This is a genomic window from Streptomyces sp. NPDC093225 (assembly GCF_044753805.1).
Taxonomy (GTDB): domain Bacteria; phylum Actinomycetota; class Actinomycetes; order Streptomycetales; family Streptomycetaceae; genus Streptomyces.
This window is the reverse complement of record NZ_JBIVNX010000060.1, coordinates 23319-40431: the sequence shown is the minus strand read 5'-3', so window position 1 is coordinate 40431 and position 17113 is coordinate 23319. Positions and strand designations below refer to the sequence as shown.

At 75.7% G+C, this 17113-nt stretch carries 12 protein-coding genes; 6 read left to right on the top strand and 6 right to left on the bottom strand.

What is annotated here, in order from left to right:
* Nucleotides 1-300: 300 nt before the first annotated feature.
* Complete coding sequence (locus tag ACIQCH_RS33860; RefSeq protein WP_402587364.1) at nt 301-2271, top strand: DUF5107 domain-containing protein; 1971 nt, start codon at nt 301-303, stop codon at nt 2269-2271.
* 64 nt (nt 2272-2335) lie between these two features.
* On the opposite strand, the gene ACIQCH_RS33855 is transcribed toward ACIQCH_RS33860, so the two are convergent.
* Both ACIQCH_RS33855 and ACIQCH_RS33850 read right to left on the bottom strand, forming a co-directional pair.
* Complete coding sequence (locus ACIQCH_RS33855; RefSeq protein ID WP_402587362.1) at nt 2336-3073, bottom strand: hypothetical protein; 738 nt, start codon at nt 3071-3073, stop codon at nt 2336-2338.
* Nucleotides 3074-3187: 114 nt separating this feature from the next.
* Entirely contained in the window at nt 3188-4513 is a 1326-nt protein-coding gene (locus tag ACIQCH_RS33850; protein WP_402587361.1) for an MFS transporter, read from the bottom strand.
* 192 nt (nt 4514-4705) lie between these two features.
* On the opposite strand from ACIQCH_RS33850, the gene ACIQCH_RS33845 reads away from it, so the two are divergent.
* Nucleotides 4706-5791, top strand: coding sequence for a DUF5937 family protein (locus ACIQCH_RS33845; protein WP_402587359.1), 1086 nt, complete (start codon nt 4706-4708; stop codon nt 5789-5791).
* 46 nt (nt 5792-5837) lie between these two features.
* On the opposite strand, the gene ACIQCH_RS33840 is transcribed toward ACIQCH_RS33845, so the two are convergent.
* Nucleotides 5838-7202, bottom strand: a complete 1365-nt coding sequence (locus ACIQCH_RS33840; RefSeq protein WP_402587369.1) for an MFS transporter — start codon at nt 7200-7202, stop codon at nt 5838-5840.
* A 197-nt stretch (nt 7203-7399) separates the two neighbouring features.
* On the opposite strand from ACIQCH_RS33840, the gene ACIQCH_RS33835 reads away from it, so the two are divergent.
* On the top strand, nt 7400-7954 hold the full coding sequence (locus ACIQCH_RS33835; RefSeq protein WP_402587357.1) for a MarR family winged helix-turn-helix transcriptional regulator: 555 nt from the start codon (nt 7400-7402) through the stop codon (nt 7952-7954).
* A gap of 15 nt (nt 7955-7969) precedes the next feature.
* On the opposite strand, the gene ACIQCH_RS33830 is transcribed toward ACIQCH_RS33835, so the two are convergent.
* Nucleotides 7970-8899 (bottom strand): class I SAM-dependent methyltransferase, encoded by a 930-nt coding sequence (locus tag ACIQCH_RS33830; protein WP_402587355.1) that lies wholly within the window; start codon nt 8897-8899, stop codon nt 7970-7972.
* A gap of 272 nt (nt 8900-9171) precedes the next feature.
* Here ACIQCH_RS33830 and ACIQCH_RS33825 point away from each other — a divergent pair, with 272 nt between their 5' ends.
* The 3 genes from ACIQCH_RS33825 (at nt 9172) to ACIQCH_RS33815 (ending at nt 12431) form a co-directional block, all read left to right on the top strand.
* On the top strand, nt 9172-9744 hold the full coding sequence (locus ACIQCH_RS33825; RefSeq protein WP_402587353.1) for a TIGR03086 family metal-binding protein: 573 nt from the start codon (nt 9172-9174) through the stop codon (nt 9742-9744).
* A gap of 289 nt (nt 9745-10033) precedes the next feature.
* The gene (locus tag ACIQCH_RS33820) at nt 10034-11272 is read left to right on the top strand and encodes a pyridoxal phosphate-dependent aminotransferase (RefSeq protein ID WP_402587351.1); all 1239 of its coding nucleotides are present in this window, start codon (nt 10034-10036) and stop codon (nt 11270-11272) included.
* 118 nt (nt 11273-11390) lie between these two features.
* Nucleotides 11391-12431, top strand: coding sequence for an MBL fold metallo-hydrolase (locus tag ACIQCH_RS33815; protein WP_402587349.1), 1041 nt, complete (start codon nt 11391-11393; stop codon nt 12429-12431).
* A gap of 184 nt (nt 12432-12615) precedes the next feature.
* Here ACIQCH_RS33815 and ACIQCH_RS33810 read toward each other — a convergent pair whose 3' ends face one another.
* Both ACIQCH_RS33810 and ACIQCH_RS33805 read right to left on the bottom strand, forming a co-directional pair.
* Complete coding sequence (locus ACIQCH_RS33810; protein WP_402587347.1) at nt 12616-16758, bottom strand: trypsin-like peptidase domain-containing protein; 4143 nt, start codon at nt 16756-16758, stop codon at nt 12616-12618.
* Nucleotides 16759-16762: 4 nt separating this feature from the next.
* Nucleotides 16763-17110, bottom strand: coding sequence for a CU044_2847 family protein (locus tag ACIQCH_RS33805; RefSeq protein WP_402587346.1), 348 nt, complete (start codon nt 17108-17110; stop codon nt 16763-16765).
* Nucleotides 17111-17113 lie beyond the last annotated feature (3 nt).

Below are 17113 nucleotides of genomic sequence, written 5' to 3'. Positions count from 1 at the left end.
GGGGCGGAGCCCCCTTGCCCCAGGGGTGGGCCTGCCGCAGGGCCTGCAGGCCATACCGGGTCAAGCGCCGAGGGGACCCACACACCACGGGACCCGCCCCCGAAGCGAGCCGGCCGAGGCCCCCGCCCCCGAACCCGTTCGAAGCGGCGGCCATGGTCCGGACCAGTGGCTCACACCGGCGACGGTTTTGCCCAATCCTGGTGCGCTGATCCCCTGGTGAGGACCCGTCAGGGCGTGTTCCATGGCCGGTGGGGCGCGCCGGAGCGCACGGCGGCCCGCACCCACGAAGGTGAGGTTGCCTTGGCCACGACCGTCCGACGCGCCGTACTCGTCCTGCCCGCCGCCCCGCTCGGCCCGGAGAACCCGCTGCCCGCCCTGCGCGGCCTCGACGAGGTGCACGTGCTCGACGGGCGCGCGCAGTCCGGTCTGCCGCGCGACATGGTCCGCCAGATCGGGTACGAGCCGCTGCGCGGGGTGCTTCCCGTGCGGATCCGGGACGGCTACGCACGACGGCGGTCGGAGCGGGAGTTCGAGGCGGTGGTCCTCGAGAACGGGCGGCTGCGCGCGACCGTGCTGCCGGAGCTCGGTGGCCGCGTCCACTCGCTGGTCGCCAAGGCCGAGGACGGTTCCGAGCGCGAACTGCTGTACCGCAACCCGGTGTTCCAGCCCGCCGCCTTCGCCCTCAACGGCGCCTGGTTCTCCGGCGGCATCGAGTGGAACATCGGCGCCACCGGCCACACCACCCTGTCCTGCGCGACGCTGCACACCGCCCTCGTGCCCGCGCCGGACGGTGGGGTGATGCTGCGGCTGTGGGAGTGGGAGCGGCTGCGCGACCTGCCCTTCCAGGTGGACCTGTGGCTGCCGGAGGACTCCGCCTTCCTCTACGTCGGCGTACGGATCCGCAACCCGCACGAGCGGCCCTCACCCGTCTACTGGTGGTCCAACATCGCCGTCCCCGAGGACTCCGGGACCCGCGTCCTCGCCCCCGCCGACGAGGCCTGGCACTTCGGCTACGAGCGCACCCTGCGCCGGGTCCCGGTGCCCGACTGGGAGGGTGCGGACCGGACGTACCCGCTGCGCGGCGCGTACCCCGCCGACTACTTCTACGAGCTGCCGCGTGGCGACCGGCCGTGGATCGCCTCGCTCGACGGCGCCGGGCACGGGCTCGTGCAGACCTCCACCGAGGCGTTGCGCGGCCGCAAGCTGTTCGTCTGGGGCTCCGGGAGCGGCGGCCGGCGCTGGCAGGAGTGGCTCACCGAGCCGGGTACCCCCGGCTACGCCGAGATCCAGGCCGGGCTCGCGCGCACCCAGCTCGAGCACGTCCGGCTCGAGGCGGGCGGGGAGTTCAGCTGGCTGGAGGCGTACGGGCCGCTGGCGGCCGACCCGGCCGCGGTGCACGGCGCGGACTGGCGGGCGGCCCGGACCGAGGTGGCCGGACGGCTCGCGGCCGCCCTGCCGCGGGCCGAGGTCGAGGCGGCGTACGCGGCCTGGCGCCCGTACGCCGACCGGGAGCCTGAGGAGCGGCTGGTGGTGGGCTCCGGCTGGGGCGCTCTGGAGGTGCTGCGCGCCGGGCTGAAGTTGTCCGGCACCCCCTTCGAGGAGGCGGGGCTGGACGAACAGCAGTCTCCTTGGCTGGAGTTGCTGCGCACCGGGGCCTTCCCGGTGCCGCGCCGGGTGGTGCCGCCGGGGCCCAGCCTGGTGGCCCCGCACTGGCGGGACATGCTGGAGACCGCGCCGGCCGACCCGCTGACCGAGTACCACCTGGGCGTGGCGCAGTGGCATGCGGGCGACGTGGCGCAGGCGGTGCGCAGCTGGGAGCGGGGGCTCGAACTGGCGCCCTCGCGCTGGCCGTTGCTGCGCTGCCTCGCGGTCGCCGACGAGCTGTCCGGGCAGTCGGAGCGGGCCGCGGAGCGGTACGGGGAGGCCTTCGCGGACCTGTGCGAGGAGAGCCGCGGCGGCCCGACGTGGGTCGCCGCCCTGGCCGCCCTGGGCCGCGAGGCCCTCGCGGCCCAGCTCGCGGCGGGTCGCCCGGTCCCGGCCCGGGCCGTCTGGTCGCGGCTGCCGGCCGAGGTGCGGGCGCGCGGCCGGTTCCGGCTGCTGGAGTCGCGGCTGCTGCTGGCGGAGGGCCGGATCGACGCGGCCCGCGCCGTGTTCGACGAGGGGTTCGAGGTGGCCGACCTTCGGGAGGGCGACGAGTGCCTGTCCGACCAGTGGGCCCTGCTGTCCGCCGACCCGGTGCCGCCGGAGTACGACTTCCGCATGCGGCCGTGAGGCGGCGCGGCGGGTGGCCCGGGCGGGCGAGGGGGCGGCGGCCGGGCGGGCGGGTCCGCCCGGGTCACACGTCCGGCAGGAGGAGCCACACCTCGGACGGGGCGAGGCCGTGGTCGGTGGTCGCCGCCCCGCACGCGTCGCAGTGCAGGGTGGTCCGGCGCCAGTCGCACGACACGGTCCACGGCCCGTCCTTGCCCCCGCACCCCGCGCACCGGACGGTCTCGGCCGTCCACACGCCGTACCCGGGCTTTCCGTAGCGCCGGAACCGGCCCGCGTGCGGGACCTCCCGCGTCGCGGCCGGCGGGGTGAGCGGGCCGGACCCGGCCGGGACGGGGGCGGCCAGGTCCGTGAAGAGCGCCGTCAGCACGGGCAGCAGGGCCTCGCCGGCCGCGGTGGGCGCCGCCACCCCCGGTGCGAGTCCGAACCGCGGGGCCGCCGCGGCGGGCGGCGGGTTGGGGACGGAGTGCCAGGGCACGAGGGCGCGGGCGGTGGCCGCCAGGACGGCGGCGGCCGCCGGGGTCACGGCCCCCGCGTCCAGGTGGTGGACGGCGCTGCGCAGGATGCGGTGGAGCCGCCGGTCCCGGTCGGTGGCCACCGTACGCGCACTCGCTCCCCGCCGGGTCGGCAGTGGTGCGGTCAGGCGGTGCAGTACGGCCCCGGCCGCACGGGCGTCCGCCGGTTCGGGCCGCCACTCGCCGGCTGCGAGGAGCCGACGGGCCCGCGTGCCCTCCCGCTCCAGCGCGACCGTGGCCAGCGGTGGTGCGCGGAAGGGCGCCCCCTGGTCCTCGCAACCGTTGTCCACGGCCCCTCCGCCTCTCCGCCGTCCGGGCGTGCTGTCGTCCCGGCGGGCCGGAGCCCGGTGGGCCGTGTCCTGCTCACGCGCCCGGCGTCGGTGCGGCGGGTGCGTCCGATCCCATCACACGGGCGGACCGCTCCGGGGCGCGGGTCCCGCGGCGGTGCGTGTGCGGATCGGACGGCCGGTCGGACGGGTGCGGGGGACGGACCGTTCGGACGCGTCGGACGCGTCGGACGTGTCGGACGGGCGTGGTGCGACGGCTGCGGCGGACACCAGGGTCGTGGCGGCGAGCGTGCCCCAGAGGGCGGCCGGGCCGTACGGGGCCAGGGTGGTGATGACGGCGGGGGAGACGGCGAGGCCGAACCCGGAGGACAGCTCGAAGCGGGCCACGGCCCAGCCCAGGACGCGGGCCGGGGCGAGGGCCGTGACCAGCGCGGTGGCGCTGCCGGCGTAGACGATCTCGCCGAGGGTGCAGACCACGGACACCGCGGCCACGGCCGGGGCGCCCCAGCCGGGCCCCAGCGAGGTGGCCGCCAGGAAGCCGAGGTAGGACGCGGCGAGCAGCCCGCCGGCCAGGGCCAGTGCGGTCCGCCGGGGGAAGCGGGACATGAGCACGGTGACCGGGACCTGCAGGGTGACCACCAGCACGGTGTTGGCCACGAAGACCGCCGCCGGCCAGACCGGGGAGGCGTGCAGCTGCGTCACCAGGACCAGCGGGAGGGCGACTTCGGGGACGTTGAGGCAGAAGACGTAGACGACGTTCGCGGCCAGCAGCGCGCCCATCCGGGGCGGGCGCCCGTCGCCCCCGCCACCGCCCCCGGCCGGGCCGGCGGCCGGCCGGGCGCGCAGGCGGACCGAACCGGCCAGCGCCGCGGCGGCGAGGTACGCGAGCCCGGTGACGGCCGCCAGCGCCCGCAGCGCCGCGGTGCCGCCCGCCAGGCACGCGGTGGCCAGCAGTGCGCCCACGCCCAGGGCCGCGTTGCGCAGGGCCCGGCCGGCCGCGAGCGCGGCATCGCGGTCCCGGCCGTGCGTGACGGTGGCCACGAGGGCCGCGTGGGCGGCCGGCCAGGCCTGGTTGCCGACGCCGAGGAAGAGCGCCGCCGCCGCGAACGGCCAGACGCACCCCGCGGGGGTGGCCAGCAGCACCGCCACACCCAGTACCCGCACCAGCATCGCCGCCGCCACGACCGTGCTGCGGGCGCCCCGGTCCAGCCAGCGGCCCACCGCGGGCATGCACGTCAGCCCGGCGACGATGCCGCCCGTCATCGCGGCGCCGGTGGCCGGGGCGGACAGCCCCAGCACCGTCACCCCGTAGAGCAGCAGGAACGGCCGCAGCAGGCCGGTGCCGAGGGCGTCCACGGCCAGCGCGACGGCATAGCGGGGGCCTCCGGAAGCCCGGACGAGGGCGAGGGCGCGGGCCCGGGTCGTGGTGGTCTTGGTGTCCATGGCGTCGAACCTGCGGCCGACCGCCGGGCCGGGCACGCCGGTTGACGAACTCCGTCAACCGGCGCCGCCGCCGGCCGGCGGGGCGCGTGAGGATGGCCGGATGGCCGGATGGCCGGATGGCCGGACGGGCGGACGGGCGTGCGTGCGAGGGTGGCCGGGTGGCCGGACGGGTGTGCGGGTGATGATGGCGGGATGAGCCTGAGGATCGACATCCGCGGCCTGCCGCCCGACGGGGTGCGGTTCGCCGCCTCCCCGCTGGCGGAGCTGACCGCGATGCTGCACGTGCTGGCCGAACCCGGGCACCACCCGCAGCACGCCGGTTGGGCCGCGGACGTCCGGGCCGGGCTGCGGTCCGAGCTCGCCGAGCGGTTGCGGGAGGCGGAGTTCCTCTGGCGCTCCTCGCAGGCCGACTTCCTGATCCCGGCCCGGCCCCGGCCGACCCTCGCCGAGGAGCTGGACGACGTGGACCGGATCGACGACGAGACGTACGTGACCGCCGCGCTGGTCACCACCTGCGGCAGCAGCCGGCTCCACTTCGGCGCGCGCTCGCCGCTCACCGACGCCGCCGCCCGGGACCGGGCCCTCGACGTGGCGCAGGCCCGCGGCGCCCGCCAGGAGGCCTTCGCGGAGCGGCTGCTCGCGGACCCGGCCGCCGTACGGGCCCGGGTGCGCCACACCCTCGAGGAGTGCGCGGGGGCGTTCTTCGACGCCGCGTGGACGGACGTCGCCGGGCAGCTCGCCGCCGACCTGCGCGTGAAGAACGACCTGCTGAAGCGCCACGGCCTCGGGGCGGCGCTCGCGTCGGTCTCCGGAGCGATCGGCCTGACGCCGGACGGCGACTGCGTCGTCGTGGACAAGCTGCAGGACAAGGCGACCTCCGCCCGCGGCACCGGTGTCACCTTCATCCCCAGCGTCTTCGGCCGCCCGCACCTGGTGGCGGTCCACGCACCCGGATGGCCGCCGGTGGTGCAGTACCCCGTGGCCGAGGCGGCACCGGTGGCCCCGGTGCCGCTGGAGACGGTCGCGCTCCGGCTCGAGGCGCTGGCGCACCCGGTGCGGTTGCGGCTGCTGCGCACCCTGGCCCGCAGTCCCCAGACCACCGGTGAGCTGGCCCACGCCTGGGAGCTCTCGCCCCCGGAGGTCTCCCGCCACCTCGCCGTCCTGCGCCGCGCGGGCCTGCTCACGGCCCGCCGGCACGGCCGGTACGTGCGCTACGCGCTCAACGCGCCCGAGGTGACGGCCCTGGGGGCCGACCTGCTGGCGGCCGTGCTGCGCTGAGCGGGGGGCGGGTGGGCGGGTCGCCACGCGGTGGCGGGGCGGGTCGTCACGCGTCGGGCGCGACGGCGCGCTCGGGGAGGGCGGTGGACAGCGCCGCGCAGAGGACGAAGGCTCCGACGACGTACGGCATCGCGGCGGACAGGGCGTGCGTGGCACCGCCGGAGCCGAGCCCGGAGAAGAACACGGTGCCGATGACGGCCGCCCCGAGCGCCCCGCCGAACTGCTGGGCCGTCGCGAAGATGCCCGACGCCCCGCCCGCGATCTCGGCCGGTACGGCCGAGAGCACCACGTTCACCAGCGGCACCACCAGGAATCCCAGCCCGGCACCGGCCAGCACCAGCCCCGGCACCAGCGGCCATGCGCCGGCGTGCGCGGCCGGTGCCGAGTGCACCGCGCTCCACACCCACCCGAAGCCGCCCGCCATCATGAGCGCGCCCGCGGCCAGCACCCGCCGCCCGAAGCGGACCGCCAGCCCGTCCGCGGCGGGCGCGGTCAGGAAGCCGCCCACGGAGAACGCCACGGTGAGCACGCCGGCCTGCAGCGGCGTGTAGCCCTGGGCGCCCTGCAGCCAGATCGCGAAGGCCAGGAAGAAGCCCTGCAGGCCCACGGAGAACAGCAGCTGCACCCCGACCCCGAAGGAGAAGGCGCCCAGGCGGAACGCCCGGGCCGGCAGCAGCGGCACCGTGGCCGTGCTCCGCCGGCGTGCCTCCAGGACGCCCAGCCCGGCGACCGCCGCCACACCGGTTCCCAGGCAGACCCAGCCCCACAGCGGCCAGCCGTTGGCGTGCCCCTGGACCAGCGGCAGTACGACGGCGACCAGGCCGCCCGCGAGTACCAGGCTGCCCAGCACGTCCGGCCGCCCGGAGCCCCGCTCCCGGGTCGCGGGTACGAGCACCACCGCGGCGACCAGGGTGGCCAGCGCCACCGGCACGTTGACCAGGAACACCGAGCGCCACCCCCAGCCGAACAGGTCCGCGTCCGTGAGCAGCCCGCCCAGCAACAGGCCGACGGCGGAGGCGAAGCCGGCCACGGCCCCGTACATCCCGAACACGGCCCCGCGCTCCTTGCCGTGGAACAGCGTCCGGAACGAGCCCAGCACCTGCGGCATCAGCACCGCGGCCATCACGCCCTGCACCGCCCGCGCCGCGATCAGCTGCCCGGGCGACTGGGCGGTCCCGCACCCGAGGCTGGCCAGGCCGAACCCCGCGGTGCCGGCCAGGAACAGGGTCCGGCGGCCGTAGCGGTCGCCGAGGTGGCCGGAGACGATCAGTACGGCGGCGAAGCCCAGCAGGTACGCCGAGACGGTCCACTGCAGGGCGGTCTCGGAGGCGCCGAGGTCCCGCCCGATCGAGGGGACGGCGACGTTGACGATGGTGACGTCGAGGAGGTCCATCAGGGCGGCCACTGTCATCACGACGGCGGCCGCCCAGCGGCGGGGGTGGAGGGCCGCGGCGGGCGCGGCGTCGAGCGGGGTGGTCGCGGTCAGGGCTGCGCTCCGTGGGAGGGAGGAGATTTATTTCGTTCGGCCTAACGAAAGACTTGCATCCCGGGGTCCCTTGTCGCAAGTCCTTCGTTCGTCCGAACGAAATGAATTGCTAGGCTTCGCCCATGACGAGCAGCGACAGTGAATCCGGCGAGTCGGGCGAGTCGGGCGAGCCGCGTGAGCCGGGCAGGTCCGGTGGGGCTGGCGAGTCCGGTGGGTCCGACGCCCGTCGGGTGCGGGTGATCGCCGAACTGAACATGGCCGGTCGCGACTCCAGCGCCGCCTCCGTGGCCTTCCACACGGCGGGCGCCGCCCGGATGGGGCTCGGTGCCACCGAGACCAAGACTCTCGACCTGCTCGAACGCCTCGGCCCGCTCACCGCCAAGGAACTCGCCGAGCGCTCCGGGCTCGCCCCCGCCTCCGTGACCGGCCTCGTCGACCGGTTGGAGGCCAAGGGCTTCGTGCGCAGACTGAAGCACCCGACGGACCGCCGCCGGGTGCTGGTCGAGGTCAACCCCGCGAAGTTCGCCGAGGTGGCCCCGCTGTACGAGGACTGGGCCCGCGAAGTGACGGAGCTCTACGAGGAGTTCGACACCGACGAGCTGGAGGTCGTGCTCCGTTTCCTGAAGGGGGCCACCCGCCGCCAGCGCGAGGCCGCTCGCCGGCTCCAGGCGCCCTGACTGGCTCCTCGGGGCTCAGGCCCGGCAGAGGATCTCCCCGTTCAGCACCGAGAACCAGGCGTCCGGCGCGGCGCCCCAGGTCCGCCAGCCGGCCGCGATCTCCGTCAGCCGCTCCTGCGTGGCGTGCCCGCCGGCGACCGCCACGGCCGCGTACGAGGAGGCGGTCGTGCGGTCCGCCCACAGCTCGGACCACCACGTCCGCTCCTCGGGCGTGGCGAAGCACCAGGCCGTGGCCGTGGCGGTGACGTCCGCGTCCGCGAAGCCGGCGGCCCGCGCCCACGACAGCAGGCGCCGCCCGGCGTCCGGCTCGCCGCCGTTCGCGCGCGCCACCCGGTCGTACAGCCGCTGCCACGCGTCCAGTGCCGGCACCGCCGGGAACCAGGTCATCGCCGCGTAGTCGGCGTCCCGGGCCGCGACCACCCCGCCCGGTCGGCACACCCGCCGCATCTCCGCCAGCGCCCGCACGGGATCGCCCACGTGCTGCAGCACCTGGTGCGCGTGCACCACGTCGAACGAGTCGTCGGGGAAGTCCAGCGCGTGCACGTCCGCCACCGCGAACTCCACGTTCTCCAGACCGCGTTCCGACCGTACGTGGGCCCGGGCCTGCTCGACCACGTCCTGCGCGGCGTCCACGGCGACCACGCGCCCGGGTGCCACCAGCTCCGCCAGGTCCGCGGTGATCGTGCCCGGCCCGCAGCCCACGTCCAGGACGTCCAGGCCCGGGCGCAGCTCGCCGACCAGGTAGCCGGCCGAGTTGGCGGCGGTGCGCCAACGGTGCGAGCGCAGGACCGACTCGTGGTGGCCGTGGGTGTAGACCGCCGTCTCCCGGGTCCGGTCGTCCCGTCGCTCCTGGCCGTCCTGCTGCTCCCGGTCCTGCTTCCGGTCCTGCTCGTGGTCGTCGTGCGCGCTGCTGCTGCTGTCGCTCGCGCCGCTGCTGTGGCCCATGGCGGCAACTCCCTGTCTGTGGTGGTTCCCTCGGACGCTGCTCACCGTACGCGATCATGTCGGATGGTGAGATATGCGTTTCGACATGTGGACAACCCGCAAGGGGCGCAAGGGCGTTGGGGTGATGGGTGGCAGGGTGATCGGGGGGCGAGGACAGTGGGCAGCAGGGGGCGGGCCCAGGCGTGGGGCCGGGTGCGGAGCGGGTGAGGGGTGGGTGGGACCGGGCGACGACGGGTGAGGACGGGTGAGGACGGGTGAGGACGGTGGGAGAAATGGCAGACACGCTGCTGGCCCAGCACGCGCAGGCGCTCGAGTACTTCGGCGGCCTCGTGCACGCGGTGGGCCCCGACCAGTGGGGCGGCCCCACCCCCTGCACCGAGTGGAACGTGCGCGACCTGGTCAACCATGTCGTCGGCGAACAGCTGTGGGTTCCCCCGCTGGTCACCGAGGGTCTGACGGTCGCCGAGGTGGGCGGCGCGCTGGACGGGGACCTGCTCGGCGACGACCCCGCCGCCGCGTGGGACCGCGGAGCGGCCGGGGCGGCCGCCGCCTTCGGCGCGCCCGGCGCGCTGGAGCGGACCGTGAAGCTGTCGTACGGGGAGGCCAAGGCGGCCGCGTACTGCTCGGAGCTCGCCGCCGACACCGTGGTGCACGCCTGGGACCTGGCCCGGGGCATCGGCGCGGACGACCGGCTGCCGGCGGACCTGGTCGAGTTCGCGCTCAAGGAGATCGCGCCCTACGCCGACGGGCTCGCCGCGAGCGGCGCGTACGCCGAGCCGCTGGAGATCCCGGCGGGCGCCGACGCCCAGACCAGGCTGCTGGCCATGGTGGGGCGGAAGGGCTGAGGTGGTGGGGCGGAGGGGCTGAGGTGGTGGGCCGCGGGGGTTGAAGGTGGTGGGTGGGGAGGGCCGCGGGGGTGAGGCGGCGAGCGGTGAGGGTCGGGCCCTTGGGCTGCGGGGGTTGGGCTGGGTGCCGGGCGTCGATGTCCGCGTGCGGGCCTGCGTGCGGGCCCGTGTGCGGTCATCGAGACCTGGATAAAGGGGCGAAACCTGGCAAACCTCCGTATAAAGGGGCGTGGGATGCGGTGGTGGCGAGACGGGGCGAGGCGGCGGCGCGGAAGGGGCGGTGGGGAAGATGCGGCGGACGGTGCCTGAAGACCGGGGCCCCGTCCGGTACGGGCCACCCGCCCCCGACCCCGGCCTCCCGGTTCCCCCCGAGCTGGCCGCCGTACTCGCCGCCGCCGCGGACCGGGCGGCGCCGGAGCCGCCGGGCGGTGGACGGACCGTACGGGAGGCCGCGCGCGGGTACTGGCAGCGTCGCGGCCTCTTCGACGCCCCGGCGGGCCCCGCCGGGGCCCCCGACCGGATCGCGGCCGCCCCCGGCGCGCCCGCGCTGCTCGTCGCACTGCTCGGGGCGTACGGCGGAGACGTGCTCATGCCCCGCCCCTGTCCCGCCTGGTGGACCCCGCAGGTCCGCTTGCTGGGACGCCGGGCGTACCACGTCCCCACCCCCGCCGAGTGCGGCGGCGTCCCCGACCCCTACGCGCTGCTCGAGACCGTCACCCGGGTCCGCGCCGAGGGCGGGGACCCGCGACTGCTCCTGCTCTCCGTGGTCGACGACCCCACCGCCACCGTCGCCCCGCCCGGCATCCTCAGCCAGGCCTGCGAGGCCGCCGTCGACGCCGGCCTGTCCATCGTCAGCGACGAAACCTGGCGCGACACCCTCCACCGCCCCCGCGAGACCGTCCTCGTCAGCCCCGCCGAGATGGCCCCCGAGCAGGTCACCGTCCTGGTCGACCTGTCCGGCGCACTGCTGCCGCCGGCCTGGCCGGCGGCCGTCGCCCGCTTCCCCGACACCCCCCGCGGTCACTGGCTGCACGCCCGCACCCTCGACATCCTCGCCGCCACCGGCGCCCTCCTCGCCGCCCCCGTCGCCGCGGCCGCCGCCCACGCCCTCGCCGAACCCGAGTCGATCACCACCGGGGTACGCACCGCCGCGGCCCTGCACGGCCGGATCGCGGCAGCCCTGCACCACACCCTGCTCACCGCCGGCGCCCTCGCCCGACCGCCCCGGGCCGGCCGCCACCTGTACGCCGACCTCACCCCCTTGCGCGCCGGCCTCGCCCGGCACGGCATCGGCGACGCCATGGAACTGGAGGAGTACCTCGCGGACCGGCTGGGTGCGCCCGCCCCCGGCGGCCACCGCTTCGCGGACGACCTCGGCGCCCCGCGCGTCCGGTTGGCCACCGGACCCCTGCTGGGCGCCACCGAGGCCGAGCGGCTGGCCGCCCTCAACGCCCCCGACCCCCTCGAACTGCCGCACGTCCGGCGATCGCTGAGCCGCTTCGGGGCGGTGATCGACGAACTGAGCTGAGGTCCGGTCCGCGGTGCGGTCCGATCCGGCCGGCCGCGCCGGCCCCCGGCCGGTGCGGGCCGGCCGCCGGTACCGGCCGCGAAACCGCCCGCGAACGCCTGTGAATGGAGTCGCCCCGATGACGGAACAGACGGAACGGGCCGTGCGCACGGCCCGCGGCCCGCGCCCGGAGCAGGCCGTCGCCACCGCACCCGGAGTCCGCCCGCTCGGCGAACCCCGCACCTGGCCCCGGACCTTCGCGGACCGCCTCACCGCGCCGCTGCCCGGCGTGCGGGCCTTCGCCCGGCTGGCCCGCGAGGGCGCGTTCCGCCCCACCACCGAGGGGCTGCGGGGGATCCCCGACCTGCCGTTCGCCCCCGAGCCGTTGCCGGCCGCGGCTCCCGGGACCCTCTCCGTCACATGGGCGGGCCACGCCAGTTGGGTCCTCCGCGTAGGGGGTCTGACCGTCCTGACCGACCCCGTCTGGTCCCGCCGCATCCTGGGCACCCCCGCCCGGATGACCCCCGTCGGCGTGCGCTGGGAAGACCTGCCGCGCGTGGACGCCGTGGTCATCAGCCACAACCATTACGACCACCTCGACGCGCCCACCCTGCGCCGGCTGCCCCGCGACACCCCGCTGTTCGTGCCGGCGGGACTCGCCCGCTGGTGCCGGCGCAGGGGCTTCACCCGGGTCACCGAGCTCGACTGGTGGGAGGGGGCGGTGCTGGGCGGGGTCCGCTTCGACTTCGTACCGGCCCACCACTGGTCCAAGCGCACCCCGTTCGACACCTGCCGCACCCTGTGGGGCGGCTGGGTCCTCACCGACCTCGCGACCCGGGGCACCGTCTACTTCGCCGGCGACACCGGGTACGGCCACTGGTTCGCCGAGATCGGCCGTCGCTTCCCCGCCATCGACCTGGCCCTGCTGCCGATCGGCGCCTACGCCCCGCGCTGGTGGCTCAGCGACGTGCACGCCGACCCCGAGGAGGCCGTCCGGGCCCACCTCGACCTCGGCGCCCGCCGGATGGCCCCGATGCACTGGGCCACCTTCGTCCTCTCTGCCGAACCCGTGCTCGAACCGCTGCTCCGCGTCCGGCAGGCCTGGGCACGGGCCGGCCTGCCGCGCGAGGACCTGTGGGACCTGGCCATCGGGGGGTCGCGGAGTTTGGCTGAGGGGTGAGGGGGGGTGGGGTGCGGGGTGGGGTGGCTGGGTTGATGGTGCGGGTGGGTCGGGGGTGCGGTGGCTCCGGGGTGGGCCTGCCTCCGGACCAGCCTGCCACCCCCGTCACGCGCCTCCCCCGCACACCACACGACCCACCGGCAGTGCCGAGGAGCAGGCGACCGGGGCTGCCTCCCACGAGGACCTAGATGTGGCACACCGGGCCGACGGACTGCCCGGGCAGGTAGTCCTTCTTCTCCTGGGAAGTGAGGTCGCGGTTGACGGCGTGGCAGATCTTGTCGATCTCCTCGACGGGCGGCAGCAGGACGATGTCCAGCAGGCGCAGGGTCTTGTCCTGGCCGCCCCACGCGAGGGTGCGGCCGTCGGGGCTGAACGCGACCGAGAACCCCACGCTCGGCAGCGGGATGCTGGAACGGGCGATGCGCCTGTCCACATCCCACAGGCGTACGGTGGCGTCACCACTGGTGGTGGCGAGGGTGCGTCCGTCGGGGCTGAACGCCACCGAGGTCACCGAGCCGCGGTGCCCGCCCAGGGTGGCGCGGTTGGCCGCGGTGCCCACGTCCCACAGCCGCACGGTCCGGTCCTGGCCTGCCGTGGCGAGGGTGCGTCCGTCGGGGGTGAACGCGACCGACCACACGAAGTCGATGTGCCCCTGGAGGACGCGCCCCGTCTTCTTGCGCACGTCCCACAGGCGCGCGGTGTTGTCGTAGCTCCCGGAGGCGAGGGTGCGTCCGTCGGGGCTGAAGGCCAGCGCGAGCACGCCGTCGGTGTGGCCTTCGAGAGTGCCGCGGGGCTTGCCGGTGCGCACGTCCCACAGCTGTACGGAGGTGCCGGAGCCTCCGGAGGCCAGGGTGCGTCCGTCGGGGCTGAACGCCACCGCCACGACCGGAGCGCCGTCGCCCCTCAGGACGCGGGAGGTGCCGGCGGCCAGGTTCCACAGCCGCACGGTCCCGTCCTCGCCACCGGAGGCGAGGATCTCCCCCTTCGGGCTGAAGGCCACCGAATCGACGAGGCCCGTATGGCCCTTGAGAGGTGGACTCTGCGCGCTGGTGACCGCGTCCCACAGCCGGACCGTCCTGTCGTGGCTCCCGGAGGCCAGGGTTCTGCCGTCCGGGCTGAAGGCCACCGACCGTACGGGGGCCGTGTGCCCCTTCAGGGTGCGGCGCACCTGGTTGGCGGCCACGTCCCACGCCCGCACGGTCGTGTCGTAGCTCCCGCTGGCCAGGGTGCGGCCGTCGGGGCTGAAGGCCAAGGCGTTGACGGCGTCGGTATGGCCGGACAGAACGGCGGCGAGTGCTCCCGTGGCCGTGTCCCACAGCATCACGGCGTTGTCGAAGCCGCCGGTGGCCAGGGTGCGTCCGTCGGTGCTGAAGGCCACCGCGCCCACTGCGTCGATGTGGCTGCGGCTGCCCGAGAGGTGGCGGGACCTGCCGGTGGCGAGGTCCCACAGCCGCGCCGTACGGTCCTGACTTCCGGTGGCGAGCGTCTTGCCGTCCGGGCTGAACGCCACCGCGTACACGGTGTCCGTGTGGCCTGCCAGGACGTCCCGGAGCCTGGCACCGTCCACGTCCCATATGCGCACCGTCCGGTCGGCACCCCCGGAGGCGAGTGCCTTGCTGTCGCGGCTGAACGCCACCGCAGCGACTCCTGCCTCCGAGTGCAGTACCGTGCGCGTCCTGCCGGTGCCCGGGTCCCTCAACCGCACGGTCTTGTCACTGCCGGCCGTGGCGAGGGTCTTGCCGTCGGGGCTGAACGCCACCGACCACACCTTGTCGGAGTGGTCGTTCAGGACGTGCCGGACCGCACCGGTGTCCGGGTCCCACAGCCGCACCGTCCTGTCGTGGCTGCCGGTGGCGAGGGTCCTGCCGTCGGGGCTGAAGGCCACTGCCCACACCTCGGCGCGGTGTCCTTCGAGCGTCATGCGCCGCTTGCCGGTGACGACGTCCCACAGGAGCACCGTCCCGTCCCGGCCCCCCGTGGCGAGGGTGTGTCCGTCAGGGCTGAACGCCAGCCGGTTCACCGCGGAGGCGGAACCGGTCAAGCGTGCCCGCAGCGGCAGGCCGGCGGCGTTCGCGAGGCTCTCGGCGGCTTCGGACGTGGGGGCGGTCCGGTACGCGCGGATCGCGAGCAGCGAAGCGAGATCGGGGTTCGCGTCGAGGAGGGTGCCGGACCGCGCGGCCAGTTGGCGCGACAGGGCCGCCTGCCGCTCGCTGCGCACCTCCTGAGACTGCCACAGCACCCCACCAGCCGCGAGGAGCGCCAGGGCCAGCAGCCCGGCCAGGACCGCGTTCAGGCGCCTGCTGCGCCGGATCACTGCCCGCTGCCGTTCCCTGCTGGCGGCGAGGAAGGCGGCGATGTCGTGCGGCAGCCGACGTTGCTGGGACCACTCGAGGCCCTCCGCCAGCGCCGTTCCCGCGAGCAGGTCCCCGGGGTCCTTCCGGTCGGCCCACCGGGCGTGCCGGGCACGGGCCTGGTCGAGCCACTGCTTGAAGCGGTGGTCCTGGCCGACCCAGTCGCGCAGGGTCGGCCAGTCGCGGATGAGAGCGTCGTGGATCAGCTCGGCCACCGGTTGCGCGGGAGGGGAGTCGTGCACCAGGGAGATGCTCGGTGTGTGGGTGGTGATGATCCGGTGGCGGGTGAGGGCGGCGAGGACGTCGTCGACGTCCTCGCCGCCCACCGCATCGGCGCCGGGGCCGGCCGCGAGTTCACGGAGTTCCGCCAGGGGGACCTGCTCGCGGATGGCGGGGATGTTGTGGCGGGGATCGGCCGAGCGCACCAGGGAGGTCAGGATGCGCTGCGCCACGGGCTTGTGCTCGGCCGGCAGTTGGTCGAGGGCGGTGTCGCACCAGGTGGTCAGGCTGCCCGTGACTCCGCCGATGCGCCGGTAGGCGTCGTGGCTGAGGTGGCCGTCGTGGCGCCGCTGCCACAGCTGGCTGAGGGTGAGTTCCAGCAGCGGCAGCACCGTGACCGGGGCGAGCCCGGTCGTGGGGCCGTCGGGGGTGGTGGCCAGTACGTCCCCGGTGATCCGCTCGGCCAGCCCGGGTTCGAGGTGTGCACCCGCCTTCAGGGCGGGCAGCGTGATGATGTCGTGCAGCGCTTCCCGGCTCAGCGTGGCCGGTACGTTCAGCAGGCCCGGCATCGCCGCTTCCAGCAGTTTGGGCGCCAGGGCGGCCTGCTGCGGGTAGAAGTCGTCGCGCATGACGAGGACCACGCTGAGCCGTGCCTGCGACCGGATCGCAGCGGTGATCTGGTGCGTGGCCGCCAGGCGGCGTTCCTGCTCGCGGCCGGTGAACGGCTCCGTGAAGAGCTCCTCGAACTGGTCGATGATCACTACGATGCGCCGGCGGGCGGGCCGCGCCTCGAGCAGGCGGGTGACCGCCGCGGCGATGCCGTCACCCACCGCGCCCGGCAGCCCCGCTCGTTCCAGCTCGACCAGCAGGTCCTGTCGCGGCCGCACGATCAGTGGCAGCCAGGTGTCGCTGCCCGGTATCGCGCCGTCCGCCAGTGCGGGCAGCACCCCGGCCCGGACGAGGGACGACTTGCCCGACCCCGAGGGCCCCAGCAGCAGGGTCACCCGCTGCTCGGCCAGGTTCGCCAGGACCTGGCGCACGGCGTCCCCGCGGCCCTCGAACCAGCGCGCCTCCTCCTCGGTGAACGGTTCGAGCCCGCGGTAGGGCTCGACGTCCTGCTCCGCCAGCTCGGGCCAGACGGTCCGCAGCACCTGGGTGGGCGTGACGTACGCGATCCCCTGCCCCCGATCGAGCTCGTCGGGGGCGGTGATCTCGGTCAGCATGCCGACGACGAGTCCGGTCACCTCGTCGAGGACCGGTCCGCCGCTGAAACCGGCGGTCAGGTCGTTCGCCGCGGTCAGTTGCAGATGGACGCCCCTGCCCGCGACGGCCGGCAGCAGGTCGCCGGCGACGCCGAAGCCGAAGTGCCCGCCGACCGGGGCCTGGGCCGGGAAGCCGTACGAGCGCACCGGGTGCCCCTGGCACCCTGCCGCGGAGCCCAGCGGCAGCACGGCCGCGCCGACCGGCGGACCGCCCAACCGCACGAGGGCGACGTCCTCGTCCTCCGGGGCGCGCCAGTGGTCCTCCAGGACGAGGCCCTCGGCGGGCCGGGCCCCGGCCGCGTGCGGGAAGACCACCCGGACCCGTGCGCCGGGCCCCCCGCCGGCCGCCCGTACGACGTGGGCGCACGTGACGAGGACGCCCTCCCCGACCAGGAACCCGGCACCGGCCACGCCGCCGTCGGCGTCCAGGACCTGCGCGACCGCGCGCGGCAGACCCGCGGTCCGGCCGTTCTCGCCTTCGCCGGTGACGGCCACCGGCTCAGCCCGACCGCTCGTCCGTACCGGGACCCCCGCCGGTCTCCCTCTTCCAGGTCATGGTCACCTTCAGATGGCAGGTGGCGCTGCTCTTGGTGATCACGGCGCCGGCCGCGACCGCGAGGTCGACGCCGAACTCGACCGAGATCCCGTCGGGACCGGCCTTGCGCAACTGCTCGAGCGTGGCGCGTGCCGCGTCGGTGACCGGGCCCAGGGCGTCCTGCAGGGTCGCCGGCAGCTCGTGGACGGCGTCGCCGATGCGCCCCGCCTTCACCGGTCCGTCCGTCGTCGCCGGAGCCTCGACCAGCAGGGAGCCGCCGCTCGCGAGCCGAATCCGAGCCAGATGCGTCACGGC

Coding starts and splice junctions, on each gene's coding strand:
- ACIQCH_RS33850 (WP_402587361.1), bottom strand. CDS start 4,513: ATGGACACCAAGACCACCACGACCCGGGCCCGCGCCCTCGCCCTCGTC.
- ACIQCH_RS33845 (WP_402587359.1), top strand. CDS start 4,706: ATGAGCCTGAGGATCGACATCCGCGGCCTGCCGCCCGACGGGGTGCGG.
- ACIQCH_RS33815 (WP_402587349.1), top strand. CDS start 11,391: ATGACGGAACAGACGGAACGGGCCGTGCGCACGGCCCGCGGCCCGCGC.
- ACIQCH_RS33835 (WP_402587357.1), top strand. CDS start 7,400: ATGACGAGCAGCGACAGTGAATCCGGCGAGTCGGGCGAGTCGGGCGAG.
- ACIQCH_RS33840 (WP_402587369.1), bottom strand. CDS start 7,202: ATGACAGTGGCCGCCCTGATGGACCTCCTCGACGTCACCATCGTCAAC.
- ACIQCH_RS33830 (WP_402587355.1), bottom strand. CDS start 8,899: ATGGGCCACAGCAGCGGCGCGAGCGACAGCAGCAGCAGCGCGCACGAC.
- ACIQCH_RS33820 (WP_402587351.1), top strand. CDS start 10,034: ATGCGGCGGACGGTGCCTGAAGACCGGGGCCCCGTCCGGTACGGGCCA.
- ACIQCH_RS33825 (WP_402587353.1), top strand. CDS start 9,172: ATGGCAGACACGCTGCTGGCCCAGCACGCGCAGGCGCTCGAGTACTTC.